Raw genomic sequence first — 25,020 nt, forward strand, 5'->3', positions numbered from 1 at the left:
CCCCCGCCCGTCGTGCCTCCGATGCGGCCGCCGGCCCCGCCCGGTGCCGGCCAGCCGCCCCCCGGCCAGCTCGGGGTCCGGGTGACCACCGAGGGCGTCTCGCTCAGCCCGGCCTACTGGAACGCCGCCAGCAAGGTGACCACCCTGCGGGTGACCGTCACGAACACCGGCACCCTGCCGGAGCTGATCCGGCGCGGTTACACGCTCCCGGCCGGGCTCACCGACGCGGGGACCACCGGGTGCGCGCCCGCTGGCGGCGGCAGCTACCGCTGCGGCGGGTGGACCACCGCGCCCGGCACCCGGTTCAGCAGTTCGATCCGGGTCCGGGTCGGCGGGACGGCCTGGCGTTCGATGCCGCTCAGCGGGTCGGTCGGGGTGACCGCCACCGCCCCGGGCGTGGCCGGCGCGATGGCGGACAACGAGGGCTTCGCGGTGCTCTTCCCGCCCGGCCCGCCGGCGCCCGGCATCTCGCTCCGCGCCGACGAGGTGCTCTTCGACATCAGCGGCGCCCCGAGCGCCGTGGCCGTGCACCTCGGTAACACCGGCCGGGTCGACGCCGCCGGTCGGGTCGAGGTGATCCTGCCCGACGGGGTGACCGCGTCGAGCCCGCCGGCCGGCTGCGCCCAGGTGGCGCCGGCGCGGACGCGCTGCGACCTGGGCACCGTGCCCGCCGGGCGCACGGCCACCCTCCGGCTGCCGGTCACCGCCACGCCGGAGGCGCAGCGCCGGGCCCCGCTGGCCGGCGCGGTCGTCGGCTGGCTGGACCCGCGCAGCGGCCGGAGCCGACAGGTGCAGATGAGCTTCCGGATCAACGCCGCGGCCGCCCTGTCCACCCCCGTCGCCACCCCCGCGCCGACCGGCTCCCAGGGCGTGCTCGACGCCGCCGGACAGGCCTCCGACGACGGCGGCCTCACCTCGATGCAGCGGACGGCGATCACCCTGATCGCGGTCTCCGGGCTGCTGGTGGTGCTCGCCCTGGTCCTGGCCACCACCTCGCTGCGCCGGCGGATGACCGGGGCGTCGACCGATCCGACCACCGCCGCCGCCGGCTCGGAGTGAGCGCCGCCGGCCGGAGGCGCCTCCCCCGCCGGTCGGGCCGGCCGGAACGTGGTGATCTGAATTGCGGGGTTCCGGTACTAAACCCCGCAAAGCCGGGCATACAGCGAGCCGGTCAGGTCCCATACGTCGGACCTCCACCAAGGTCGCCCTAAGGGACCGACGTAGGCTCTGACGTGAGGAACGTCAGCGGGCCGGACAGCTTCTGGACGGTCGGCGGCAGCAGCACGTCAAGGAGGTCGCGTGTCCGGGCAAGGCGGGGTCACCAACATGTTCAGCCGCCCGTGCGACGGCGCTGAGCGAAGCGAGGTGCAGGCGTGACCAAGCAGATCCGTCAACTGGACCGGGTGGTCATCCGGTTCGCCGGCGACTCCGGCGACGGCATGCAGCTCACCGGTGACCGGTTCACCTCCGAGACTGCACAACTCGGCAACGACATCTCGACGTTACCGAACTTCCCCGCCGAGATCCGGGCCCCCGCCGGCACCCTCCCCGGCGTGTCGAGCTTCCAGGTGCACTTCGCCGACTACGACATCCTGACCCCGGGCGACGCGCCGAACGTGCTGGTCGCGATGAACCCGGCGGCGCTCAAGGCCAACCTGGCCGACCTGCCGCGGGGCGCGGACATCATCGTCAACACCGACGAGTTCACCAAGCGGAACCTGGCCAAGGTGGGCTACCAGGCCAGCCCGCTGGACGACGACTCGCTCGCCGGCTACGTGGTGCACCCGGTGGCGCTGACCTCGATGACGGTCGGCGCGCTGGCCACGCACGGAGTGTCCAAGAAGGACGCCGAGCGGGCCAAGAACATGTTCGCTCTGGGCCTGCTCTCCTGGATGTACTCCCGGCCGTACGCCTCGACGCTGCGCTTCCTGGAGCGCAAGTTCGCCGCCCGCCCCGAGCTGGTCGCCGCGAACGTGGCCGCCTTCCGGGCCGGCTGGAACTTCGGCGAGACGACCGACTCCTTCTCCGTCCGGTACGAGGTGAAGCCGGCGAAGATGCTGCCCGGCACCTACCGGAACATCACCGGCAACGCGGCGCTCTCGCTCGGCCTGGTGGCCGCCGGGGTCCGCTCCGGGCTGCCGGTCTTCCTCGGGGCGTACCCGATCACCCCGGCCTCGGACATCCTGCACGAGCTGAGCAAGCACAAGCGGTTCGGTGTGATCACCATGCAGGCCGAGGACGAGATCGCCGCGGTGGGGGCAGCGCTCGGCGCGTCGTACGGCGGCTCGCTCGGCGTGACCACCACCAGCGGCCCCGGCGTGGCCCTGAAGAGCGAGACGATCTCCCTCGCGGTGGCGCTGGAGCTGCCGCTGGTCGTCGTCGACGTGCAGCGGGCCGGGCCGTCCACCGGCATGCCCACCAAGACCGAGCAGGCTGACCTCAACATGGCGCTCTACGGCCGGCACGGCGAGGCGCCGGTCGCGGTGATCGCGCCCAAGTCGCCGTCGGACTGCTTCCACGCCGCCCTCGAGGCGGCCCGGATCGCGCTGACCTACCGCACCCCGGTGATCCTGCTGTCGGACAACTACGTCGCCAACGGCTCCGAGCCGTGGCTGCTGCCGGACGTGGAGTCCCTGCCCGACCTGCGGGTGGAGTTCGCCACCGCGCCCAACGGCGAGGACGGCACCACCTTCCTGCCGTACCTGCGCGACCCGGAGACCCTGGCCCGGCCGTGGGCCATCCCCGGCACGCCCGGGCTGGAGCACCGGATCGGCGGCCTGGAGAAGGCCGACAAGACCGGCGACATCTCGTACGACCCGGCGAACCACGACTTCATGGTGCGGACCCGGGCGGCCCGGATCGAGACCATCCCGGTGCCGGACATCGAGGTGGAGGACCCGGACGGCGACGCCCGGGTGCTGGTGCTCGGCTGGGGCTCCACGTACGGGCCGATCGGGGCGGCCTGCCGGAGCCTGCGGCAGCGCGGGCTCTCCATCGCCCAGGCGCACCTGCGCCACCTGGCCCCGATGCCGGCCAACCTCGGCGAGGTGCTGCGCTCGTACGACCGGGTCGTCATCCCCGAGATGAACCTCGGCCAGCTCGGACACGTGATCCGGGCGAAGTACCTGGTCGACGCGATCGGCTACAACCAGGTCCGCGGCCTGCCGTTCATGGCCGCCGAGCTGGAGACGATGCTGGAAGAGGTCCTGAAGAATGTCTGAGCCCCTCGCTCTCAAGCTCACCGCCAAGGACTTCAAGTCCGACCAGGAGGTGCGCTGGTGCCCCGGCTGCGGCGACTACGCGATCCTGGCCGCCATTCAGCAGTTCATGCCGGAGCTGAACATCCCCCGGGAGAACACCGTCTTCGTCTCCGGGATCGGCTGCTCGTCGCGCTTCCCGTACTACATGAACACGTACGGGATGCACTCGATCCACGGCCGCGCCCCGGCGATCGCCACCGGCCTGTCGGTGTCCCGCCCGGACCTGTCGGTCTGGGTGGTCACCGGTGACGGCGACGCGCTCTCCATCGGCGGCAACCACCTGATCCATGCGCTGCGCCGCAACGTCAACTTCAAGATCCTGCTCTTCAACAACCGGATCTACGGCCTGACCAAGGGGCAGTACTCGCCGACATCCGAGGTCGGCAAGATCACCAAGTCGACCCCGGTCGGCTCGGCGGACGCCCCGTTCAACCCGCTGTCGCTGGCGCTCGGCGCGGAGGCCTCCTTCGTCGGCCGCACCATCGACTCGGACCGCAAGCACCTCCAGTCGGTGCTGCGGGCCGCCGCGGAGCACGAGGGCTCGGCCTTCGTGGAGATCTACCAGAACTGCAACATCTTCAACGACGGCGCGTTCGACCAGCTCAAGGAGCCGGGCACCCGGGACGACTACCTGATCCGGCTGGAGCACGGGCAGCCGATCACCTTCGGAGGCGCGGACGGGCAGTTCTGCGTCGTCCACCCGCCGGGCGGTTTCGGCCTGGAGGTGCGGGAGACCGCCTCGGTACGCCCCGAGGAGATCGTCGTGCACGACGCGACGGTCGCCGACCCGGCGTACGCCTTCGCGCTGTCCCGGCTGCCCGGGCTGGACCTGCGGAACACCCCGATCGGCGTGTTCCGCTCGGTCAGCCGCCCCTCGTACGACAGCGCTGTGCAGGAGCAGGTCGCCGCGGCGAAGGCCGCCGTCACCGAGACCCCCGAGCAGCAGCTCGCCGGCCTCCTGCGCAGCGGCGACACCTGGACGATCCTCTAACCGCGGATCCCGCCCTCAAGATCCCCACAAATTCACGGAAAGAGTGGCCATTCCGCGAAGAATGGCCACTCTTTCCGTGAAAGTGCAGGCGCCGAGCCGGCACGCGACGCAGGGGGTCAGTGGGCGGAGGTGGCGGCCTGGGGGCGGTCGTCGCGGACGTGGACCAGCATGTCGCCGGTCTCGATCACCGCGGCGGCCCGGTCGTTCAGCGTGACCACCTTGCCCCGCCGGACCAGGGCGATGACCAGGGATTCCAGCTCGCGCGGCGGCCGGCCCACCTCGTCGCGCTCGGCCGAGCGCATGGCCAGCGCCATGCCCTGCCCCGGGGTGAGCAGGTCCTCCACCACGTCGATCAGCGGCGGGGCGGAGGTGGAGAGGCCGAGCAGCCGGCCGGCGGTGGCCGAGGAGACGATCACATGGTGCGCGCCGCTCTGCTTGAGCAGCGGAGCGTTCTCCGCCTCGCGTACCGCGGCGATGATCCGGACCTGGCCGGCGGTGAGCTGCCGGACGGTCAGCGCCACCAGCACCGAGGCGTCGTCGCTGTCGGTCGCGATGATCACCGACTTGGCGGTCCGGATGTGCGCCTCCTCCAGCACCGACGAGCGGGTGGCCGAGCCCTCGATGGCCACCAGCCCGGCCGAGGTGGCCTGGCGCAGGGCCGGGCCGCTGCGCTCCACCACCACGATCTTGGACCGGTCCAGCCCGTTCTCCAGCAGGGCGGAGACGGCGCTGCGGCCCTTGGTGCCGTAGCCGCAGATGATGACGTGGTCCTTCACGATCCTCCTCCACCGCGACAGGCGACGGCCGGTCCGGTACTGCTCGGTCAGGACTTCCAGGGTGGTGCCGACCAGGATGATCAGGAAGAGCACCCGGGCGGGGGTGACGAACAGGACGTTGACCAGGCGCGCCGAGGGCGCCGCCGGGGTGATGTCGCCGTACCCGGTGGTGGAGAGCGAGACCACCGCGTAGTAGAAGCTGTCGAGGAGGGTGAGGCCGTCCTCGTTGACGTCGCGGTAGCCGTCCCGGTCCAGGTAGACCACGGCGACCACGGCGAAGACCAGGCCCAGGGCGGCGAGCAGGCGCAGACTGAGCGCGCTCAGCGGCCCCCGCCGTTGCGCGGGAAAATGGATCACCGTCGGTCCTGCCCCACCACCGTCGCTCGCACGTGCACAACATAGCCCTTACGGCATCCGCCAGCCTCCCGGGTGGCCGGCATCGATGTCCGGCCGGACCGGGCGGGTGCCCGACCCGGCCGGGCCACCGGTGGCGTCGGCCAGCGGGCATGATGGGGGTGTCCCGGGACGACGACCGCGAGGAGGCCCGCATGTCGTTGCTGCGACGGGTGATCGGCGGGGTGCTGCGCCGGATGCGATTGCGGCAGGGCCGCACGTTGCGCGAGGTCGCCCTGGCGGCCGGGGTGTCGCTGCCCTACCTCTCCGAGGTGGAACGCGGCCGCAAGGAGGCCTCCTCGGAGGTGCTGGCGGCGATCTGCCGGGCCCTCGGGATCAACCTCTCCGACCTGCTCGAAGAGGCCCGGGACGAGCTGCGCCGGGTCGAGCGGCGGGTCCCCGCCACCTCTGGGACGGGCGTGGCCCGACTCGAACGGGTGCCGGCCGCCCGCAGCGACGCCACCGGTCCCCGGCTGCGGATCGGCTTCCACCCGGACGGGCCGCACCGGGACGGGCCGGCGGCGTCCCTCGCCGCCACGGTAGTCGTCGGGCACCCGCTGGACCACGGCGGCACGGACGGGCGCTCGCCGGGCCTCGGCGGCGACAGCGGGTACCCGCTGCCCGTAGGCGGCGCCGGCGGACTGCTCGCGGGCGGGTCGACCGGGCACGTCGGGGCGACCGTCGGCGGCGCGGGGCTGCGGGTCCGGCTGATCGCCTCCGCGCCGGTCGGGCGCCCCCGTCCGCGTACCTCCGGCGCGCTGGCCCGCCGGCGGGCCCGGGCGGGCCGGCGGCGGCTGACCGCCGCCTAGGCCGGCCCGGTTCTGCTCAAGGCCGATCTGCCCGGGGCAGAATTGCTGGGCCCGGTGGCCGGGCCGCCGGAGGCTGGAGACCGCCGGTTCCCGGGGCGTCCGTCGCCCGCCGGCGGCGCGGAGGGCGGTCATGATGGGGTACGGCGTGTGGATGCGGGACGGCGGTCAGCCGACCTTCGGTGACCACGTCTTCGAGCGGCTGCTCCGGGAACGGATCATCTTCCTCGGCACCGAGGTCACCGACGATTCGGCGAACCAGATCTGCGCGCAGATCCTGCTGCTGGCCGCCGAGGACCCGGACCGGGACATCTACCTCTACATCAACTCGCCGGGCGGCTCGGTCAGCGCCGGGATGGCCGTCTACGACACCATGCGTTACGTGCAGAACGACGTGGCAACCCTGGCCCTCGGCATGGCCGGCTCGATGGGGCAGTTCCTGCTCTGCGCGGGGGCGGCCGGGAAGCGCTTCGCGCTCCCCCACTCGCGGGTCATGATGCACCAGCCGTCCGGCGGGATGGGCGGCACCGCCGCGGACATCACCATCCAGGCGGAGAACATGCTGCACGTGAAGCGGACCATGCAGGAGTTGATCGCCGAGCACAGCGGGCGGACGCTGGACGAGATCCAGCGCGACTGGGACCGGGACCGCTGGTTCACCGCCGAGCAGGCCCGCGAGTACGGCCTGATCGACCGGGTGCTCAGCCGTGCGGAGCAGCTGCCCGCCTGACGGCGCGCGCGAACCGCCGGCCGGCACGGGGCGGCCGGCGGGATGGTCCCGCCGGCCGCCCGCGGCGCGTGCGGGTCAGGGCAGGTCGACGAACTCGGCGAGGAAGCCCCGGGCGCTGGGGGTGTCCAGCCGGTACGACACGTTGGTCGCGTAGCAGGGACCGTCGCCGGTGATGGTGGTGGCGGCGAGCACCAGCTCACCGTCGAGGGTGACGAAGTTCGGGCCGCCGGAGTCGCCGTAGCAGGCGCCGCCGTAGCCCCGGCTCTCGTTCATCGCCAGTCGTACCCAGGTCTTGTTGAGCGCGTTGAAGCCAACCTCGGCCTTCATCCGCACGCCGCCGCCCGGGTGGGTCTGTCCGCCCGGACCCCGCTTTGCCTCCTCGGTGCCGTACCCCGCGACCTGCCAGGTAGCCGCGTCGAGAGCCCGGGAGCCGAGCGCATCGAACTGGCCGGCGGCCGGCAGGGTGGCCGGGTTGAAGGGCCAGCGCTGCGCGAGTTCGGCGGCCTGCGTGTCGTTGAACTCGATCACCGCGATGTCGTGCGCGTCGGCCGAGTTGCCCGGATAGTCCGGGCTGGTGTGCTGGGTGCCCTCGACACCGACGGCGGCCTTCTCGGCCGGGGTGCCGGCCGCGTCGAGCGCGCCCTGGACGTCCTGGGCCAGCGAGACATAGAACCGGGCGCCGGTCGGCCAGTCGGTGGTGCAGTGCGCGGCGGTGAGGAAGGTGTTCTCGTCGATCATGGTGCCCGAGCAGTACCAGTCGACGACGTCCGGCGTGCCGGGGTTGCCGTCGCGGTCCCACTGCACGATGAGAGCGCCCACCTCGGTGCGCTCCGGCGCGGGCTGCGCTTTGTACGTGTTGATGGCCGACGCCGGTGCGGCGGCAGCCATCGCCGCGGCGAGCGCCGCGGTGGTCAGAGATGCGAACAGAGCGGAACGACGCAAAGGATCCTCCGGTAGGTGGAGCAGCTATCCCATGGGTACCGACGACAGGCCAGTGGCGGACACGCCCCCTCGATCGCGTCCGACATACCCGTCACGGGTGCCGTGACGTGCCGGTCATCGATACGCCGGAGCCTATGTCCGGGTGGAGGCGGTCTGCACGGGGTGACAGGTGGAGCGCTTTGAAGCCAATTCTCGTTACATCCCGCCCGCCCCGGCCGCCGCTGGTCCACGCGGCCTGGCTCGGTGGGTCGTAGGGCAGCTCGCTCTGGTGGAAGACGGTGCCTCAGTGGCCGTCGTAGCGGGCCTGGGCGGCCTCCACCTCGGCGAGGTGGGTGGTGGCCCAGGCCTCCAGGCCGGCGACCAGGTCGAGCACGCTGCGCCCCAGGTCGGTCAGCGCGTAGTCCACCCGGGGCGGGACGGTGGCGTGCACCGTACGGGTGACGAGGCCGTCGCGCTCCAAGCCGCGCAGGGTCTGGGTGAGCATCTTCTGGCTGATCCCGTCGATCCGGTCGGCCAGCTCGCCGTAGCGCTTGCCGCCGTCGGCGAGGGTGAGGACGACGAGGACGCTCCAGCGGTCGCCGATCCGGTCGATCACCTTCCGGCTGCCGCAGTTGCGGTTGAACGGATCCGGCTCCACGCCATCACTCTCTTTCAGTGCGTATCGAACTTGAAGGTGCCTACTCTCCAACGGGAAGTGAGACAACCATGTTCCTGTTCCTGTGGGAAGAAGTCCTCATCGCAACCACTGGGAGTCTCCATGTCGATCGTCGTCACCGGCGCCACGGGCCAGCTCGGCCGCCTGATCATCGAATCGCTGCTCGGCCGGGGCGTACCGGCCGACCAGATCGTGGCTGTCGGCCGAAACACCGACCGCCTGGCCGACCTGGCCGGGCGCGGGGTGACCACCCAGCTTGCCGACTACGACGACCCCGAGTCGCTGCAGGCCGCCTTCGCGGGCGCCGACAAGCTGATGTTCGTCTCCGGCAGTGAGGTCGGCCGACGCGTGGTGCAGCACGGCAACGTCGTCACCGCCGCCAAGGAGGCCGGCGTCGGGCAGATCGTCTACACCAGCATCGCGAAGGCGGACACCTCCAGCCTGGTGCTCGCCGGCGAGCACAAGGCGACCGAGCAGCTGATCAAGGACTCCGGCCTGCCGTACGTCTTCCTGCGCAACAGCTGGTACCTGGAGAACTACACCCCCCAGCTCCCGACGTACCTCCAGCACGGCGTGGCGGGCGCGGCGGACGACGGCCGGGTCAGCGCCGCCACCCGCGCCGACTACGCCGAGGCCGCCGCCGCGGTGCTCACCACCGACGGCCACACCAACAAGGTGTACGAGCTGGGCGGCGCCCCCTTCACGATGACCGACCTGGCCGCCGAGATCTCCCGGCAGACCGGCACCGCGGTCGCGTACCTCGACCTGCCGGTCGACAAGTACACCGAGCTGCTGGTCGCGGCCGGCCTGCCCGAGGGGTACGCGGCCGTGCTCGCCGACGGCGACCGGGGTCTCGCCCAGGGCGACCTGGAGGTCGGCGACGACCTGGCGAAGCTGCTCGGCCGCACGCCGACGACGCTCGCCGAGGCGATCCGCGCCGCACTCTGACGCTGCCGACGCCGCCGCCCCGGCTCCCTGACCCGGGGCGGCGCTCCGCGCGCAGCGGCTACGCGCGGTCCGCGCGCTGCGTGACCAGGTCGTCGACGAGAGCCTCCACGTAGTCGGCGGTCTCTTCCCAGCAGGTCACGGCGAAGCACCGGATGCCCATCGCCTTGACCGGGTAGTCGTTGCCGCCCACGTCCAGCCGATCGCCGACGAAGAGCACATTGTCGATCTTCAAGTCCAGGCACTCCAGCAGCTTCCGCATGCCGTACGCCTTGTCCACGCCCTTGCGGGTGACGTCGATCGACGTCGAGCCGCCGCCGCGCACCTCCAGGTCGGGTAACTGCTCGGCGACCGCTTCCCGGAGCCGCTTCTTCTTGTCGCCGTCCCGGTCCCAGCCGTACTTCTCGGCGGGCGGCGCGGACTGGCCCAGCGCGGAGAAGGTGATCTGGCTGCCCCGGTCCTCGATCACGTCGCCCCAGGTCTTCGTCTCCCAGAGGCCCAGCCTCTTGGCGGACTCCGTCAGGGCCTCGATGACCTGCGCCTTGACCTCGGCCCTCAGGTCCTCCGCGTAGACCAGCCGCCACGCCGAGTCCTGCCAGCGGTAGTAGCGGGTGCCGCAGGTGGGCATCAGGTGCAGCCGGCCGCGCTGCTCCTCGGTGAGGTCGAGGTGCGCGAGCACCTGCGACTCGAACTGCTCGAACCGCCCGCCGGAAATGATGAGGACGTCGACCTCGGTGAGCAGGTGTCTGAGCAGTTCCGCCATACGACGATCGATCTGGGACTTGGAGACAGCCAGGGTGTCGTCCAGGTCGAACGCCACCACTCGAAGATCGTTCATCAAGTACCACCATGTCGTCGCGGGCAGGCCAGGACTAGCAGGGTACCGACGGTGACGTTCCGGGGCCCGCGAGGCCCGTTCGTCACGCTCCGCGCTCCCGCACGCTCCACGCTCCCCGACGGAGGGTAACAGCCGGCCATCGGCCGGCACCCCCCGTTCCGCGAAGCCGGAACGGGGATGCCTCCGCACGCGGCCCCCGTAGGGTCCGGTGCCGTGACGATCGCGTACGGGCTGGACGGCGAGCGGATCCACTCGCTGGAGGACTTCTGGACCGTCGCCGGCCGGACGATGGGGTGCGGCGGCTACTTCGGGCGGAATCTGGACGCCTTCGTCGACTGCCTGCGCGGCGGGTAGCAGTCCCGAGCACACCTGGTTGGCGCTGACGCTGGGCCAACCGAGGGCCTACAACTTCAATTGCGCCGCTATGGCCTGTAGTTGTTCGCGGCTCCAGGTGATGGATCCGTCGTTCAGGCCGGCGAGGACGGCGTCGACCCAGTCAAGCTCCGCATGGATGATCGCGCGTAGGTACTCGGTCTCCAGCATGGTGACGCGGGGGAGTTGGAAGCCTTCCAGCTCGGTCGCGAGTATCGCGTCGCGTTCGGCCAGCCGTTGGACGAGTAGCTCCCGCCGCTTGCTGAGCAGATCACTGGTGGTCTCCGGGGTGAGCATGGGTAGGAACGACAGCGCCGCGGGGAACTCGGGGAACTCGTTGCGGGGCGTGGACAGTATCTCGGCCATCCACTGTCTGGATGCGGCTCGTCCGGCGTCGGTCAGTTCGTAGCTCGTACGTTCCGGATATTGGTGATTGCGGGTGGTGTCGCGGACCTTGATGAGGTCGGCCTCGCACAGCCTATTGATCATCTTGTACAGGGTGGCGCGCTGCCCAACGTTGATCACCTGGTCCTTTCCCCACTGCCTGATCAGCTGCTGCATGCCGTACGGGTGCAGGGGCCCGCCCTCCAGGAGCCCGAGGATGGCCAGCCCCAGTGGGGAGCGACGAAAACTCGTGGTCATGCGCCGAACGTACACTAGTTGCTAAGAATCTAGTTGCCAGAACACTAGCCCATGTGACATGGTTGCCCCATGACGCACCCCGGGAACACCGAAACCCCCGCCAACGTGGTCCGTGTACAGGCCGACCACACCGTGACGAAGCACCTGGGAAACTGGACGACCGCGCGCACGTTCGAGGTGCGGGCTCGTCGCGGCGCGGCCGTCATCGACCTGCGCTCGCCGGGCATCGCCGACGGCGACATCGAGCTGCACATGGACATCGACCACGGAATGGTCAAGCTGCTCCTGCCCGTCGACGCCACCGTCGATCACTGGGGGCTGCAGTGGGCCGGCGCCGGCAAGGTCAAGGACGGCGAGGGCGCGAACGTCGCGGGTGGTCGACGCGTCCGGATCGCCGGTCGCGTCGTCGATGGCGAGATCCGCATCCACCGGGGTGGCATGGCGATGCTGTCCGCCATGTTCTCCCGGGCGTACCTTGAGGACCTCAAGCGTGCCCGCCGCGACCGCGTCATGCCCACTGTGGACGACCCCGCCCGTACCAGCTGATTCGCTGATCCAACCCTAGGAGGAATCATGGCGAAAGTTAAGACGGCGCTGGTCATCGGTGGTGGCATCGCGGGACCGGTCACCGCCTTGGCGCTGCATAAGGCGGGTATCGAGGCCACCGTCTACGACGCGTACGCGCGCCCGGCGGACGGCATCGGCGGCATCTTCATGGTCGCGCCCAACGGCCTCGAAGCGCTGCGGATCATTGGGGCGGACGACGCCGTACGGGCCATCGGGCAGCCGATCCAGCGGATGGTCATCGGTGACGGACGCGGGCGGCGGTTCGGTGAGTTCGCCAACCTGCCCGGCCAGCCCGGCCTGGCGATGTGGCGTCACGAACTGCTGCGCGTCCTGCATGAGCACGCGCTCGCCAGCGGGATCAAGGTCGAGTTCGGCAAGCGGCTGGTCGGCGTGGACGAGACGCCGAGCGGGGTGACCGCACGGTTCGCCGACGGCAGCACCGCGAGCGCGGATGTGCTCATCGGCGCGGACGGCATCCGATCGACGGTCCGCAAGCTGATCGATCCGGCGGCGCCCGACCCGCGGTACGTCGGCCTGCTCGGCATGGGCGGTCTGGCCGACGGCGAAGCGCCCGGGGAGCCCGACGCGATGTACTTCGCCTTCGGCAAGCGGGCCTTCTTCGGCTACTGGACCGGGCCTACCGGCCGCACGATGTGGTTCAGCAACCTCCCGAGCGAGCAGCCGATGACGATGGCCCAGGCCCGCGACGTGCCGCCGACCGAATGGCTTCAGCGACTTCAGCTGATCCACACCGACGACATGCCCGCCCATGACGTACTCCAGCACGCCAACGCGGACGAGTTGATCGTCATCGGCTCGCTGGAGATCCTGCCCACGGTGCCGCGCTGGCACCGTGGCCGGATGGTGCTGGTCGGCGACTCCGCGCACGCGCCCTCCTCAAGCTCCGGACAGGGTGCGTCGCTGGCCATCGAGAGTGCGATCCAGGTGGCGCGCTGCCTGCGCGACCTACCCGACGCGCCCACCGCCTTCGCCGCATACGAGCGGCTGCGCCGCGACCGGGTCGAGAAGATTGCCGAGAACGCGATGAAGAACAACCGGCAGAAAGCCTTCGGCCCGGTGGGCAGCGCGATGATGAGCGTCCTCATGCCCCTGGCGATGAAGACATTCCTCAAGCCGAAGAAGATGTTCGGACCGGTGCACGGCTACCGGATCGACTGGAACGACACCGTCACCACCTGAACAAACGCGTGACGGTTCCTTCGGCAGTTCGGAACAGTGGTTCGAAACGCTCAAGCGGATCATGGACGCGGCTACGATCGGGGGCTGAAGCACCGGGCCGAGGACGAACCGCGCGGCGTGCCGATCCCGCCCGCGCCGGTGAAGATCCTGCGAGAGCACATCGAGCGGTTCGGGGTCGCCAAGGACGGCCGCCTGTTCCGCAGCGAGCGGGGCAACGTCGTTGCCGCCTCGACGTACTCCCGCGTCTGGGAGGAGGCGCGGTGGCTGGCGCTGACATCCGCGTGGCCGGATCGACGAGGCGTTGACCGGGGTGGCCTGGCCCGCATGATGGTCGCCGTTCCGGATCCGGAAAGCCGGACGAGTCCGGTCTGGACTGCCTTACCAAAACCGGCGATGCTTCAGAAGCTTGTCATACCAACACTTCTCGTACTGGCTGGAAGTCGCGGCACCACAATGCACAAGCCGTGGCAGATCGCGCACGCCGTCTTCTCGCACACGCACAGGTGGTCGTTATGCCTACCGAAGACGCGGCAGCGATCAACGATGCACTGGCCGGCTTTCTCAACGGAAGGCGATAGCGGGGCCGCGCCAATGCCTGTGCTTCAGGTCACAGCACTGCACGTAACATCCCGCAGGGCTAGCTCGTCCTTGAAGCAAGCAACCACAAGGAGGGCTCATGTTCGCCGCTTACGTCACGGTCACCATCCTCGCCTCGGTCTTCACCGGCATCGCCGCCGTCACCTACCTGATCGGCCACGACTATCCAAAGGCCCAGGCGGACATGAAGCGCGTGCCACGGTCGTGGGTACCGGTGTTGGGCGCGTTGCTGGCGGCGGGCTCTTTGGGACTGCTGGCCGGGTTCGCCGTGCCACTGCTGGGGACACTCGCCGCCGCTGGCCTCGTGCTGTACTTCCTCGGCGCGCTCTTTGCGCACCTGCGAGTGGGTTCCCGCCAGCTCGTGGGATGGGCCGTGTTCTTCTCCATTGCGGTGGCCGCACTAGCCGTGAACCTGGCCTACCACTGGTGATCACGTGGAGACAGTCGGCGCCAGAAATCGAACAGGAGTGGGCAGACACCCTCAAGATCATTCCGCGCATATTCCGCGACCTACGACAAACGGCCACCTCTGGTGGCCTATGGCTGCATATGCCGGCCAATCGGGTGCTGTGTATATCACCAGCTCAGGCGGCATTTAGGCTGATCTTCGAGGTGCCCCCGGCAGGATTCGAACCTGCGACACACGGTTTAGGAAACCGATGCTCTATCCCCTGAGCTACGAGGGCGCGATGGCCCAGCTTACCTGCCAGCGGATAGCCACGAGTGCCCAGGAGTGCCCACCCGTGCTCACCGCTGGCAGCCGCCGTTGCTCCGACCAGTGGAGCACACACCGAGCATGTGATCATCGCCTGGCAACGCCTGGTACCCACCGCTGCCCGACAATGACCAGAGCTGCCCCGCCCTGCCCATGACTCACCGAGCACATTCCGAGCGCTACCACCGGTTGCGCTCGTTCATGCGGCGGGGGCGCGACAGGTTGCCGGCGCACGCGGCGAGGCCCTCCAACGGCACGTATGCGAGTGTCGCGAAGCCTCACCACGGTCGGCGAGCAGAAAACGGGACCAAGCGGACGGCTCGTGTTCGAGCTCTTCCGGGGAATGGGAATGATCAGCGGCGAGCGGTTCGCGAGATCTCGGTCAAGTACCGGCACGCATTCGTTCATGTGAAGCTGCGCCCGCAGCTCGACCGGATCCGATCTCGCGATCCAGTGGACGGCGGAGCTGTTGACGCTGCAAGGGCTGCCGTATTCCAGAGCTGCACGAGGCGGGACCGAACGCCCGCCGCGACTGGCGGGTGGGGCTGCGCAACTGCCTCCCGCATCCTCACCGCCGACATCACCGGCTTCTCCAAGTACAGGCTGGCCAAGGCGTTCCTGCGGTGGCTGGGTACGAATGGTTGGGAAGACCTGACGGCCGCATAGCAGGCCGCTTGGACGTCCCTCATCGGCCGCGACCAAGGCGCTGGCCCGACCTATCTGGTCACCTAACCTCGATCGTTCATGGCTGGCGTCGGATGTATCGACCCTGGGCGGTCGATCGTTGATCTCCGATGAATGTGGTCCGGGGTATGGCGAAGGGCCGTCTGTCGCGGCGGCGGGCGTGGTCTCCTGGGTTCCTCCGGTCGGTGGGGCGGCGGCTGTGGTGGTCAGCCGGGTGCGGGGATGGCCGCGATCCGGGTGAACGCGGCGGTGATCTGGTCGGCCCAGGGCCAGGTTGATGGGATGCGTAGTCGTCGGCGGCGTTGACCGTGGACCAGGCGCGCGGCGGTGTGCAACAGGCGGTAGCGCAGCGTCTTCGGTTCGCAGCGGGCCAGGTCGCCGGTCAGGGCGAGGATCTGCAGCCAGGCGATCAGGTCGATGGCGATCGCGGCGAGGGTGCACCACGCCTGGTTGATGGCGAACTCGCGGGAAGGCAGTCGGCGCAGGCCGGTGTCCTTGGCGCAGCGGATCCGGTCCTCCACGCGGGCGTGAGCGCGGTGGCGGGCCTCCAGCCACTGCAGGGCACCGATGGTGGTGTTGGTGACGAACGCGGTGTAGCGCCAGCCGTCGCGTTCCTCGAACAGCGTCAGCTGGGCGCCGGGGTGTGGCCGTTCCCGGCGGACGATGACCCGCATGCCGGCCGGCCAGCCGGTCAGGGTGAGCAGGCCGGTCAGTTCCGCGACGTGCGCGCCGTCGCGCAGGCCACCGTCGGCGTTGATCGCCGGTGTCCAGGCCGAGGTGGGGACGCCGGTGATCGCCTGGCGTTCCGCCTCACCGATGGACCAGCCGATCGAGTACTCGACCGTCCGGCCCCGCTTCGCGTCCTGGGCGGTGAGCCAGTCGAGCACGGCGTGGGTGGCACCGGCCGAGTCGGCCCGCACCAGCAGATGCCGCCGGTGGGCGGCTGGGACCTGCGCGAACGCCTCGGTCAACACGTGCAGGTGATCGGCGGCGGTGTTCGCCCCCGCGTTGCCCGGCCGGAGCTGGATGGCCAGCATCTCCCCGGTGTTGTCGCAGGTGACCAGGAGGGGATGGAACCCGAAGGTGCGTTTGTAGGTCTTGTCCGCGCCTTCCTTCTCACTGTGCGCCGCCAGCAGGGTCGCGTCGACGTCCAGGACCACCACACCGGCCCCGATGTCCCGACCCGCGGCGCGAGCGGCCGGCAACCGGTCAAACAACGACCACACCCGGGCCCGCACCTTCGCCCGTGCCCGGGCGATTCGCCGCACCCGTACGTCATCGACCTCGTCGAGAGCCCGCCAGCACGTCGCTGGCGAGGCGATCCGGCCGAACAAGTCCGCCTGATGCCGGACCACGTCGATGTCGGCGATCGCTTCACCACCGTCAGCGATCATCACCGCGAGATCGATCAGGACACGGCCCCGGTCCCTGCCCGGCGTGAACCCCCGACGCGCCACCGCCTGCGACAACGCCCCGGTCAGGCCGGTCCTGTCGGCGAGAGTCCGCAGCAACACCATCCCGGCGTGCGACACCACACCACGACCGCCGACCTCGACGGATAACCCTCTGGACCAATCGGTACTCTGCACCTACGAAGTGCCTTCCGCGCGTGGAACTCTGAACGACTCGACACCGGTCAGTTTTCCTTACGCGGCAGGCACTTCGCTGTCTCTACCCGACAGTCCCAACCCTCAAGATCACGACAGCCGTGAAAGACCGAGGCTAATTTTCCTCAAGCCGGGCGCGGTTCTCGGGCTGATCCTCCCCGCGCCCAGACGGATTACGCGCTGCTCGTGGGAAGTTGGTGGGGGTGGCACAAATCAGCGTGGAACAACGTGCCGAGCCTGTACGCGCGCTCGACCTCGTTGACCCTGGCGTGGGCGGCGGTCTGCGGCCACGGGTAGCGCCGGACGGTGAGCCGATCGAGCTGATTAGCGGCCGGGATGATCGCCGAGCCGGGCATCGGCAAGATGACCCCATAGCCGGTCGCGGCCGTGACGATGACGCACGGGGCGGGACGCGCAACTTCGAGCACCACGCCCGGGCCGGCCGGCAGGTCCCCGTCCTTAGCCCGGACCACTGTGGCCTGACGCGGCGACGGTTCCGCCCCGGCGGTGAGAGCGGCGCGAACGCCGCGCACCTCCGGGCTCAGGGCCCACCGGTAGCCGAGCGCGGCGAACGCGATGAGGTAGGCCGACTTGACGTCGGATAGCAGGAACGGCAGCGGGGTGACCAGCAGACGGATACTCAGGATCCGCTCCACCTCAGCACGCCGGCGGGTGAGCTCGTCCAGCTCACCAGGCGCTAGATCTAACGGCTGGTCGTCGGTCAGCAACGCGGCCGCGTCACCCTCGAACCCGCGGCCGGCCGTGTTGTTGCAGCTCTGGCAGGTCAGCACCGCCACGGCGGCCGGTCCGAGCCGAGACTGCCCGCCGCGCTGGGGCGCGTGCTCGACCGTCATTTCTCCGAGCGGTAACCTGAGTGCGCACATGGGGCAGTGCAGCCGTGACACGCGGGGCGGGTTCGGCGGCGGGTCGCCGCAGACCGACGTGGCCACCGGCAGAACGAAACTGGGGCTTCGCCGTCGCTGCCAGTAGTGCTGCTCTGCGAAAACCTGATACACGCGCAGTTGGTCACGCAGACCGCGGCCAAGCCTTCCGCCCGATGTCACCAGCTAAAGGTAGCGGTGTTATGCGCGGCGTGGCATCGCCGGCTGCGACTACAGGTTGCCGCCGTCTGCGCGCGAACCCCGCGACAGCGTTCGCCGTCGAGCCCGGCGAGCGCAGTTGCCCGGCAAACTGGTGCGGCAGACGCCCGACATGCGTGGGCGGATGGTGACCAGGGCCTATACCTGGACCGTGCGGCCGTGGATGATGTTGAGTTGCGCGCCGGCCTCGTCCGGCGGTCGGTGCCGACCGTAGGCGGCGCCGGGCGGTCGATCCAGTCGGAGTCACGGACCCCGGCTTTTGGTGGCGAACCGCTGCCCCGCTGGTAGCGGACATCTATCGGGCACGGCTCGGGTTTGGCGCTGTCAGGTCATGCCGGGCTACCGCGAGGCTCATGACAGAGGTCGCCGGCGGTCAGCGCCGCGGGTGACCACGGCGGAACGAGCCATGCCCGACTACGAGCGCCGCAAGTCCGACCTCCTCCACGCCGGCGCCCGCCTCTGGATGGGCTGACGCCGAGCCACCCACTCGTCTACCGTCAGCCCTGACAATGCGAAGCAAGGGTCTGCTGACAACGTCGTCGCGCCTCTGCCGACTGGGCGCTGCCGGCAGGGCTACCCGCCTTCGCCGACCGGGGAGCCGGATAGTGGCGCTGGTTGGCGGTCCTGCCGCTGGAACGCCACCCAAGTGCAAGTTGGAAGGTAGTCGGGAGGCCACCACTGGCCGATGTTGTCTTCGGCCTTTTGATGAAACCTTGGGTCTGGCCTTACGACGTGGTTGCGGGGCCAAACCCAAGGTCATCGACCTGCCTCCAGGCAGGGTCGAGCTCTACCAGCGGGGCCTGAACCGTTGAACGCGCGCTCGGGCACCCGTGACGTTGATCCGCATGGTCATAAGTTCCGGGCTGACACCATATCTTTCAGCCGCTTCGTCGATCGGCAGTCGCTGTCGAACGACGGCGAGCGCAGCTTCCTCGGAGACCAGCAGGGCCGCGCCGAGCCATGCCGCCTCATCTTCGACGTCTCTGTTCCAGTTACGGCAGCCTTGCTCGTCGAGAGCAGGAGTCGGCGGATGTTGCAGGAGACCGTGCGAGATCTCGTGCGAGAGGTTGTTTGCCTGCCGGGCGAGCGTGTGTGCATCGTTGTGCACGATGGTGCGCCGCGTTCCATGGAAGACCGTTACTGCCGAGAAGGCGGACGTGTCCGTCTGACTGAAGTGGCTGACCGCCTTTGGCGCATCCGTTCCGAAGTCGGACAACTTGATGATGGGGATGGTCAGGTACTCAGCCAGACTCCACGGGTTGATCGGATCAGTCGTCCTAAGTCCAAGCTCGGCTCGGACGTCTCGGGCGATGTCGTTGGCCTCGGTCTTGAAGCCGCGCCGAAACCCCATCGGTCTACTGGTCCTTCCGCAGCCGCTCGTAGGTCGCCTTGATCAGTTCGTCTAGGGCGGTGGCGGCCTCGTCAGTCAGGTGGGGGTCGCTGCGCAGGTAGGTAGAGATCATCGCCAAGGGCTCCGGCCTTTCGGGCTTCAGTTCTGAGCGCACGAAGTGGTTGGTGTCCAGCCCTGACCACGCGGCGAGCGCGGCCAGACCATCAACATCGGGGCGCTTGCCCTGCGCCATCCGAGTCAGGGTGGACGCACTCACGCCGGACTCGCCGGCGACGTGCTTCCAGGTCAGCTTTCGCGCCTGCCGTTGGGCGTCGAGTGCAGCGTAGAAGCCCTCGGCGTCGAACCATCCGGCCTTGGTCACGCACACCTCCAGTTGCAAGAGTCGAATCAGCAGTCTAATCTGGGATCGCTGGATGGCAACCCGCCGCCAGTATCGCAATCGAGCATGGGAGGTACGGCATGGCCGCCGTTCCTGCGCAGGAGATCAACACGCGTGATCACCTGATCACCATCACTGTCAACGAGAAGCCCGTCCGCATCGACGGCCCGCAGGCCACTGGCCTGAAGATCAAGCAGGCCGCTATCGACGCTGGCGTCCAGATCGAGCTGTCGTTCCTCCTCTCAGAGGAGCTGCCCAACCACCACACCCGCATCGTCGGCGACACCGACGAAGTGCGGCTCAACAAGCACTCCCGGTTCACGGCCGTTGCGGACGACGACAACTCCTGAACGATGACGATGAACCCTGCGGTGGCCGACGCCATCGAGAAGATCCGAGCGACCGTGGCACCGAGTCAGGTCACGGTTCGCGAGGACGGGGAGGGAGGTGCCTTCGTAATCGTCGAAGGCACCGACCCTGGCCCGCTCTACGACCAGTCCGACACCTGGATCGGCTTCCGGATCACCTTCCAGTACCCGTACTCGGACGTGTACCCGCACTACGTCAGGGGCGACCTGACACGGCGCGACCAACGACCGCTCGGAGAAGGCACCAGCCCTTCCACTTTCGAGGGACGACCAGCGATCCAGCTGTCGCGTCGCTCCAACCACCTCAACCCCGCAACCGACACCGCCGTCCTCAAGCTGCTGAAGGTGCTCACATGGCTACGCACGCACCCATGAGCCCGTGGAGCCTCGTCATCCCCGGCGAGATGATGCGGGAACTCGAACGGCACCTCTTCCCGGGCGACGGAGACGAGCACGGCGCGGTCATCGCCGCCGGAATCACCTCGACCCCTCGCGGCACCCGCCTGCTGGCGCGTGAGCTGTTCCTCGCCCGCGACGGGCAGGACTACCTTCCCGGCACTCGCGGATACAGGATGCTCAGCGCATCATTCATCCGCGACCGGATCCGGCACTGCCGAGACGAACAACTGGTTTACCTGGCCGTCCACTGCCACGGCGGTAGCGACTCCGTCGCGTTCTCCGCCACCGACATGGCATCTCACCGGCGGGGCTATCCAGCCCTGCTGGACATCGCCAAAGGGCAACCGGTAGGAGCGCTGGTCTTCGCTCGCAACGCCGCCGCCGGGGACATCTGGCTCACCGACGGAACTCAGGTGCCGCTCTCGCACACCCGCGTGCTGGGCACGCCGATCAGGACGCTTTACCCGGCGCCTCGCCCGCTGCCAGCCCACGCCGACCCGGCGTACGACCGGCACACGCGACTGTTCGGTGACCGCGGCCAAGACGTACTTGCCGAACTGAAGGTCGGCGTCATCGGCGCGGGCGGTGCCGGGTCGCTGATCATCGAACAGCTCGCCCGGCTCGGTGTCGGCCACCTCATCATCGCCGACCCGGAGCGGATCGAGATCACGAACCTTCCCCGCGTGGCCGGTAGTACCCGCTTCGACGCCCTAACCTGGCTCGTCCGCGACGGCAGGCCCGAGTGGCTGCGCCGGATCGGGAAACGGTTCGCCTCCCCCAAGGTCCGTATCGCCGCCCGCGCCGCCCGCGTGGCGAACCCAGCCGGCAAGATCGAGGCGATCTTCGGTGACATCACCCACGCCGCCGTCGCGAATCGGTTCGTCGACTGCGACTACCTGTTCCTCGCCGCGGACTCGATGCAGGCACGCCTGGTCTTCAACGCGCTCACCCACCAGTACCTCATCCCAGGTGCACAAGTAGGAGCCAAGGTCCAGGCGAACAAGACCACGGGAGAAATCCTGGACGTCTTCGCCGTATATCGGCCCGTCACACCCGATCTCGGCTGCCTCTGGTGCAACGGACTGATCAACAGCGCCCGGCTACAAGATGAGGCGGTCAGCCCAGAGGAACGGCAGGCGCAGCGCTACGTCGATGACCCAACCATCATCGCGCCGAGCGTGATCACCCTCAACGCGATCGCATCGGCCCACGCCGCAAATGACTTCCTGTTCAACGTCACCGGCCTGCTCCGCAGTACCGCCTCCAGCGAGTACCTGCGCTTCCTCCCAGCAAGCCGAGACGTCCGTTTTGATCTACCACGTCAGGATCTCGGCTGCCTCGAATGCGGCGCGGGCGCACAGAGCCGCCGAGCACGAGGTGGCCTCCGGGCACTGCCGACCCGCCAACCGCACGACCGGTGATCCCTTTTGCAGCTGGGAGTGCAAGGCCGACGGCTTCGGTGACGTCGGCGGTGAACCGGGTGGGCGGTGAACCCATCGACCTCGCGGAGGACGCCGGGCGAACCCCGCAGCGCCCTCCGCTTGGTTCTCCCTTCCGTAGCCTTTCAAGCCGGTTGAGGGATCAACCGGGCGGCTTCGGTGATGAGAGCGGGGAGTTCGGCAGGCGTGCGGAAAGCCGCCAAGTCCTCGACGGGTACCCACTTGGCGCCGCCGACTTCTTCGACTTGGGCTGTCAGGCTACCGCCGGTCGTTCGGCAGACGTAGACGAAGTCGATGTGTCGGTGTGGTCGAAGGTCGCGCAGGTTGCCGTGCGGCGGCCGCCGGAGTCCGCGGCCGAGTGGGCCGAAGCCATCGCCGCCGTTGTGGCCGGCGCGCACCACCCCGACGTCAAGGACGTAGCGACGTACGGTGTCCCCGCCGATGGAGAGAGACGCCCCGGAGTGCGAGTCTCGTTCACCGACGGATCCGACATCTTCACGACCGTGCTGGATCCCCGGTAGACGATCGCGGCCGCCGCTGATGCGGGGCAACGGCTTCCTCGCCGTCGGCGGGCACCTCCGTGTCCGCCACCAGCCCTTCGAGCTTCATCCACGCCTTGGCGTACGGGATCGGCCACCACAGCGTGCCCTCTAGGATCGTCACCGCCGGGACGGCCAGGGAATGCACGACCTCAGCCTGCCGGTGGCGAGTCCGCGGCGACAGCACCACGCCCTTCACGCAGTTGAGGTAGCGAAGGACGCCGGTCCGCTTGGGCTCCTTGAACGCCCGGGCATACCTGCCAGCCTCGTCATGCAGTGCATTGATCCGGGAACTCATCCGCTCGTAGTGGCGCTTCCGCTCCTCGCGCAGCGACTGCTTGACCTCGGCGGAGGCTTCATCCGGCAGCTGGCTGATGATGATGCTGGCCGACAGGGAGAGATCCATCATCGCGGTGACGAGGTCGCGGCGCAGACGCGCATCCTCCAGGACCCGCTCCTTGCGGGCCTCCAGGCGAGGCTTCGCCATGTACTCCACGGCGAGGGTCACGAACGCGGCGGTCGCACCTGCCGTGGCCACTGTGTCCCAGTTGATCGAGGGCGGGTTGAAGAACGGCACGCCGAGAGTGTGCACCCGACCCCTGAGGCTGCGCTGCCCGCGTCAGACGCCTACTTGAACGAGTGATGGCACTTCTAGTGTCGCGTGTCGTAAGTGGTTTCGTGGTGTGAGCGGGACAATGAGGCGTGTCTGTTGCTGAGCCGTTGGTCCTGCGCCCCGGTGATGGGGCTCGTCTTGCGGCGTTGACTCGCTCCTCGGCCGCGCCAGCTGGTCATGTGCAACGGGCGGGGATCGTGTTGTTGGCTGCCAAAGGTCTGCCCAACGCGGTGATCGGTCGGCAAGTTGGTGTGTCCACCCCGACGGTGCTGGCTTGGCGTAACCGTTATGGCGCGGGTGGGATTGACGCGTTGGCGGACTTGCCGCGCTCGGGACGCCCGCCGGTCATCGACGAGACCACCGTGGTCGTCGCGACCCTCAATCCGCCACCGGCGCAGTTGGGCATCACGCACTGGTCGTCCCGGTTACTGTCTGATCACTTGCGCGGCGAGGGGATGCCGGTCAGCTTCGCCGAGGTGGCTCGGATCTGGCGAGACTGGGGCCTGCAACCGCACCGGATCGAGACGTTCAAGTTCTCCACCGATCCGCAGTTGGAAGCGAAGATCCGTGACGTGGTCGGGCTCTACCTCGATCCGCCTGCCAAGGCCATTGTTGTCTGCGTCGACGAAAAGAGCCAAATTCAGGCCCTGGACCGGACCGCGCCGTTGCTGCCGATGCGTTTCGATCAGGCCGAGGCCCGTACCCATGACTACAAGCGTCACGGCACGACCACCTTGTTCGCCGCCCTGGAGGTGGCCACCGGCCGGATCACCGCGGATGCGTGCCACCCGCGGCACCGCAACGGCGAGTTCCTGGCTTTCCTCAAGCAGGTCGCCAAGGCCCACCCCCGGGTCGAGCTGCACGTGGTCGCCGACAACTACGGCACCCACAGCCACCCCAACGTGAAGGCCTGGCTGGCCCGCAACCCCAGGATCACCATGCACTTCACCCCGACCGGCGCCTCCTGGATGAACATGGTCGAGATCTTCTTCGGCATCATCACCCGCCAGGCCATCCGCCGCGGCACCTTCACCAGCGTTCCCGACCTCATCGGCGCCATCCGCACCTTCATCGACGCCTACAACCAGCGCTGCCAGCCCTTCACTTGGACCAAGACCGCGGATCAGATCCTCACCAAAGCAAACCGTCAACGCCATCAGCCGTCGTAGCCACCGCCGCCGGCACGCCCAACCGGCTGCAACCTCGACCCGCAAGCCGGAGCAGTCATGGCCTTCGACTCACCGCCGCCCATTGAACTTCTCTGGAGCCAAGGCGACACCCTGGTCACCTGGACATACGGCCCAGGCAAGATCATGAAACGCTATCCGGCACCACCGCACACGGTCACCGCCTGGTCCGACCCACCCAGCATCATCGTGGTCGAAGCACACACCGGCCCGGACCCCCGCACCGACAACGCGGCGGTCCTCAACCCCGACGGCACCGAACGGCTACGGCTGCACCCACCCCACGTCGCCACCCAGCCCTACTGGCACATCGGGTTCTACCAGGTCTACACCGACCCGACCGGCCTCGTCGCCGTGTTCACAACCCGAGTTGGCGACTTCTGGGGACGACCCAACCTACAAACAGGCGAACTTACCGACATCGCAGCCTGGCGGTAAGCCACCGCCGACAACCATAAAGTCACTTCAGACACGCGACACTAGGTCGACTACCCGACCCGGACAGTGAGGAAGCGGTCGCCGGTCTGGCCGACGCCGTCCGCCCAGTCGTCGTGGAGTGGCGTCCGAGCCGGCCCGGCCCCGAGCAAGCGATTCAGGCAGCAGTGGAACGCCTCCGCCGGTTGATTACCGCCAGCACATAGAAGCCCTCTCATATCTTTGGCGCCGCGTTGCCGAAACACTCTCTGTAGAGATCAAGGCGCTCCGCGCGGCGCGGGCCGGGGCGCGGCAAACGGCTCCTGCGGAGCCGCCGCCCCGGCGCAAGGGCGCCGGGGCGGAAAACCAGCCGGCCCGAACCCCACGCCCCGCCCCGCGCGTCACCCCTGGGTCAGTGAAGTGACCCGGTGACGAGTCCCGAAGAACGACCAGGGCCAGGCGGACACTCTCTCACCCGTTCCCGACGATCCAGAGACCCCGAAGAGCCGGA

At 69.0% G+C, this 25,020-nt stretch carries 26 protein-coding genes and 1 tRNA gene; 16 read left to right on the top strand and 11 right to left on the bottom strand.

Annotated features, from left to right (window positions below; translation table 11 throughout):
• From SLP03_RS21800 to SLP03_RS21810, 3 genes are all read left to right on the top strand, one after another.
• The coding region (locus tag SLP03_RS21800) for a hypothetical protein (RefSeq protein ID WP_319462480.1) at positions 1-1,059 on the top strand (1,059 nt) is incomplete at its 5' end.
• Between the two features lie 314 nt (positions 1,060-1,373).
• Positions 1,374-3,221, top strand: a complete 1,848-nt coding sequence (locus tag SLP03_RS21805) for a 2-oxoacid:acceptor oxidoreductase subunit alpha (protein WP_319462481.1) — start codon at positions 1,374-1,376, stop codon at positions 3,219-3,221.
• Positions 3,214-4,251 (top strand): 2-oxoacid:ferredoxin oxidoreductase subunit beta, encoded by a 1,038-nt coding sequence (locus SLP03_RS21810; protein WP_319462482.1) that lies wholly within the window; start codon positions 3,214-3,216, stop codon positions 4,249-4,251. The genes SLP03_RS21805 and SLP03_RS21810 overlap by 8 nt, the downstream gene beginning before the upstream one ends.
• Positions 4,252-4,367: 116 nt before the next feature.
• On the opposite strand, the gene SLP03_RS21815 is transcribed toward SLP03_RS21810, so the two are convergent.
• The gene (locus SLP03_RS21815; RefSeq protein WP_319462483.1) at positions 4,368-5,384 is read right to left on the bottom strand and encodes a potassium channel family protein; all 1,017 of its coding nucleotides are present in this window, start codon (positions 5,382-5,384) and stop codon (positions 4,368-4,370) included.
• Between the two features lie 191 nt (positions 5,385-5,575).
• On the opposite strand from SLP03_RS21815, the gene SLP03_RS21820 reads away from it, so the two are divergent.
• Entirely contained in the window at positions 5,576-6,229 is a 654-nt protein-coding gene (locus tag SLP03_RS21820; protein ID WP_319462484.1) for a helix-turn-helix transcriptional regulator, read from the top strand.
• A 130-nt stretch (positions 6,230-6,359) separates the two neighbouring features.
• A complete protein-coding gene (locus tag SLP03_RS21825; RefSeq protein WP_413644649.1) occupies positions 6,360-6,956 on the top strand; it encodes an ATP-dependent Clp protease proteolytic subunit in 597 nt (198 codons plus the stop codon).
• Between the two features lie 75 nt (positions 6,957-7,031).
• Here SLP03_RS21825 and SLP03_RS21830 read toward each other — a convergent pair whose 3' ends face one another.
• Positions 7,032-7,898 (bottom strand): trypsin-like serine protease, encoded by an 867-nt coding sequence (locus SLP03_RS21830; RefSeq protein WP_319462485.1) that lies wholly within the window; start codon positions 7,896-7,898, stop codon positions 7,032-7,034.
• Positions 7,899-8,181: 283 nt separating this feature from the next.
• On the bottom strand, positions 8,182-8,535 hold the full coding sequence (locus tag SLP03_RS21835; RefSeq protein WP_319462486.1) for a helix-turn-helix domain-containing protein: 354 nt from the start codon (positions 8,533-8,535) through the stop codon (positions 8,182-8,184).
• 120 nt (positions 8,536-8,655) lie between these two features.
• Here SLP03_RS21835 and SLP03_RS21840 point away from each other — a divergent pair, with 120 nt between their 5' ends.
• On the top strand, positions 8,656-9,501 hold the full coding sequence (locus SLP03_RS21840; RefSeq protein WP_319462487.1) for an SDR family oxidoreductase: 846 nt from the start codon (positions 8,656-8,658) through the stop codon (positions 9,499-9,501).
• A 58-nt stretch (positions 9,502-9,559) separates the two neighbouring features.
• On the opposite strand, the gene SLP03_RS21845 is transcribed toward SLP03_RS21840, so the two are convergent.
• Positions 9,560-10,336, bottom strand: a complete 777-nt coding sequence (locus SLP03_RS21845) for an HAD-IIB family hydrolase (RefSeq protein ID WP_319462488.1) — start codon at positions 10,334-10,336, stop codon at positions 9,560-9,562.
• A 213-nt stretch (positions 10,337-10,549) separates the two neighbouring features.
• Here SLP03_RS21845 and SLP03_RS21850 point away from each other — a divergent pair, with 213 nt between their 5' ends.
• Entirely contained in the window at positions 10,550-10,690 is a 141-nt protein-coding gene (locus SLP03_RS21850; protein WP_319462489.1) for a barstar family protein, read from the top strand.
• A 48-nt stretch (positions 10,691-10,738) separates the two neighbouring features.
• On the opposite strand, the gene SLP03_RS21855 is transcribed toward SLP03_RS21850, so the two are convergent.
• On the bottom strand, positions 10,739-11,350 hold the full coding sequence (locus SLP03_RS21855) for a PadR family transcriptional regulator (RefSeq protein WP_319462490.1): 612 nt from the start codon (positions 11,348-11,350) through the stop codon (positions 10,739-10,741).
• 69 nt (positions 11,351-11,419) lie between these two features.
• Between SLP03_RS21855 and SLP03_RS21860 the strand changes: the two genes are divergently transcribed.
• From SLP03_RS21860 to SLP03_RS21870, 3 genes are all read left to right on the top strand, one after another.
• Positions 11,420-11,896: a hypothetical protein gene (locus tag SLP03_RS21860; RefSeq protein WP_319462491.1), complete on the top strand. Its 477-nt coding sequence runs from the start codon at positions 11,420-11,422 to the stop codon at positions 11,894-11,896.
• A gap of 27 nt (positions 11,897-11,923) precedes the next feature.
• Positions 11,924-13,117 carry an NAD(P)/FAD-dependent oxidoreductase gene (locus tag SLP03_RS21865; protein WP_319462492.1) on the top strand — a complete coding sequence of 398 codons (1,194 nt, stop codon included), beginning with the start codon at positions 11,924-11,926 and terminating at the stop codon, positions 13,115-13,117.
• Positions 13,118-13,793: 676 nt separating this feature from the next.
• A complete protein-coding gene (locus SLP03_RS21870; protein WP_319462493.1) occupies positions 13,794-14,144 on the top strand; it encodes a DoxX family protein in 351 nt (116 codons plus the stop codon).
• Positions 14,145-14,327: 183 nt separating this feature from the next.
• On the opposite strand, the gene SLP03_RS21875 is transcribed toward SLP03_RS21870, so the two are convergent.
• The 5 genes from SLP03_RS21875 to SLP03_RS21895 form a co-directional block, all read right to left on the bottom strand.
• Positions 14,328-14,400, bottom strand: a tRNA-Arg gene (locus tag SLP03_RS21875).
• A 919-nt stretch (positions 14,401-15,319) separates the two neighbouring features.
• Entirely contained in the window at positions 15,320-16,702 is a 1,383-nt protein-coding gene (locus tag SLP03_RS21880) for an IS1380 family transposase (protein WP_319462494.1), read from the bottom strand.
• A 191-nt stretch (positions 16,703-16,893) separates the two neighbouring features.
• On the bottom strand, positions 16,894-17,784 hold the full coding sequence (locus SLP03_RS21885) for a hypothetical protein (RefSeq protein ID WP_319462495.1): 891 nt from the start codon (positions 17,782-17,784) through the stop codon (positions 16,894-16,896).
• 823 nt (positions 17,785-18,607) lie between these two features.
• Entirely contained in the window at positions 18,608-19,171 is a 564-nt protein-coding gene (locus SLP03_RS21890; protein ID WP_319462496.1) for an ImmA/IrrE family metallo-endopeptidase, read from the bottom strand.
• A 4-nt stretch (positions 19,172-19,175) separates the two neighbouring features.
• Positions 19,176-19,532, bottom strand: a complete 357-nt coding sequence (locus SLP03_RS21895) for a helix-turn-helix domain-containing protein (protein ID WP_319462497.1) — start codon at positions 19,530-19,532, stop codon at positions 19,176-19,178.
• A 98-nt stretch (positions 19,533-19,630) separates the two neighbouring features.
• On the opposite strand from SLP03_RS21895, the gene SLP03_RS21900 reads away from it, so the two are divergent.
• The 4 genes from SLP03_RS21900 (at position 19,631) to SLP03_RS21915 (ending at position 22,277) form a co-directional block, all read left to right on the top strand.
• Positions 19,631-19,900, top strand: coding sequence for a multiubiquitin domain-containing protein (locus SLP03_RS21900; protein WP_319462498.1), 270 nt, complete (start codon positions 19,631-19,633; stop codon positions 19,898-19,900).
• Positions 19,901-19,921: 21 nt separating this feature from the next.
• A complete protein-coding gene (locus tag SLP03_RS21905) occupies positions 19,922-20,293 on the top strand; it encodes a hypothetical protein (protein WP_319462499.1) in 372 nt (123 codons plus the stop codon).
• Positions 20,272-21,738 carry a ThiF family adenylyltransferase gene (locus tag SLP03_RS21910; protein WP_319462500.1) on the top strand — a complete coding sequence of 489 codons (1,467 nt, stop codon included), beginning with the start codon at positions 20,272-20,274 and terminating at the stop codon, positions 21,736-21,738. Before SLP03_RS21905 ends, SLP03_RS21910 begins: the two co-directional genes overlap by 22 nt.
• Positions 21,739-21,890: 152 nt before the next feature.
• Entirely contained in the window at positions 21,891-22,277 is a 387-nt protein-coding gene (locus SLP03_RS21915) for a hypothetical protein (RefSeq protein ID WP_319462501.1), read from the top strand.
• Here the strand turns inward: SLP03_RS21915 and SLP03_RS21920 are convergent.
• The gene (locus SLP03_RS21920; protein ID WP_319462502.1) at positions 22,252-22,872 is read right to left on the bottom strand and encodes a hypothetical protein; all 621 of its coding nucleotides are present in this window, start codon (positions 22,870-22,872) and stop codon (positions 22,252-22,254) included. The genes SLP03_RS21915 and SLP03_RS21920 overlap by 26 nt on opposite strands.
• Positions 22,873-22,997: 125 nt before the next feature.
• On the opposite strand from SLP03_RS21920, the gene SLP03_RS21925 reads away from it, so the two are divergent.
• Together SLP03_RS21925 and SLP03_RS21930 are read left to right on the top strand one after the other, a co-directional pair.
• A complete protein-coding gene (locus SLP03_RS21925) occupies positions 22,998-24,077 on the top strand; it encodes an IS630 family transposase (protein WP_413644654.1) in 1,080 nt (359 codons plus the stop codon).
• A gap of 57 nt (positions 24,078-24,134) precedes the next feature.
• Positions 24,135-24,533, top strand: coding sequence for a hypothetical protein (locus SLP03_RS21930; protein WP_319462503.1), 399 nt, complete (start codon positions 24,135-24,137; stop codon positions 24,531-24,533).
• The last annotated feature ends 487 nt before the right edge of the window (positions 24,534-25,020 follow it).

The organism is Micromonospora sp. RTP1Z1 (genome assembly GCF_033804685.1).
In the GTDB taxonomy this organism is placed as follows: Bacteria; Actinomycetota; Actinomycetes; order Mycobacteriales; family Micromonosporaceae; genus Micromonospora.

What these genes read in the sequence shown, in the direction of transcription:
- SLP03_RS21860 (WP_319462491.1), top strand. Translation starts at nt 11,420, where the DNA reads ATGACGCACCCCGGGAACACCGAAACCCCCGCCAACGTGGTCCGTGTA.
- SLP03_RS21845 (WP_319462488.1), bottom strand. Translation starts at nt 10,336, where the DNA reads ATGAACGATCTTCGAGTGGTGGCGTTCGACCTGGACGACACCCTGGCT.
- SLP03_RS21865 (WP_319462492.1), top strand. Translation starts at nt 11,924, where the DNA reads ATGGCGAAAGTTAAGACGGCGCTGGTCATCGGTGGTGGCATCGCGGGA.
- SLP03_RS21900 (WP_319462498.1), top strand. Translation starts at nt 19,631, where the DNA reads ATGGCCGCCGTTCCTGCGCAGGAGATCAACACGCGTGATCACCTGATC.
- SLP03_RS21825 (WP_413644649.1), top strand. Translation starts at nt 6,360, where the DNA reads ATGATGGGGTACGGCGTGTGGATGCGGGACGGCGGTCAGCCGACCTTC.
- SLP03_RS21840 (WP_319462487.1), top strand. Translation starts at nt 8,656, where the DNA reads ATGTCGATCGTCGTCACCGGCGCCACGGGCCAGCTCGGCCGCCTGATC.
- SLP03_RS21910 (WP_319462500.1), top strand. Translation starts at nt 20,272, where the DNA reads ATGGCTACGCACGCACCCATGAGCCCGTGGAGCCTCGTCATCCCCGGC.
- SLP03_RS21855 (WP_319462490.1), bottom strand. Translation starts at nt 11,350, where the DNA reads ATGACCACGAGTTTTCGTCGCTCCCCACTGGGGCTGGCCATCCTCGGG.
- SLP03_RS21810 (WP_319462482.1), top strand. Translation starts at nt 3,214, where the DNA reads ATGTCTGAGCCCCTCGCTCTCAAGCTCACCGCCAAGGACTTCAAGTCC.
- SLP03_RS21870 (WP_319462493.1), top strand. Translation starts at nt 13,794, where the DNA reads ATGTTCGCCGCTTACGTCACGGTCACCATCCTCGCCTCGGTCTTCACC.
- SLP03_RS21930 (WP_319462503.1), top strand. Translation starts at nt 24,135, where the DNA reads ATGGCCTTCGACTCACCGCCGCCCATTGAACTTCTCTGGAGCCAAGGC.
- SLP03_RS21820 (WP_319462484.1), top strand. Translation starts at nt 5,576, where the DNA reads ATGTCGTTGCTGCGACGGGTGATCGGCGGGGTGCTGCGCCGGATGCGA.
- SLP03_RS21890 (WP_319462496.1), bottom strand. Translation starts at nt 19,171, where the DNA reads ATGGGGTTTCGGCGCGGCTTCAAGACCGAGGCCAACGACATCGCCCGA.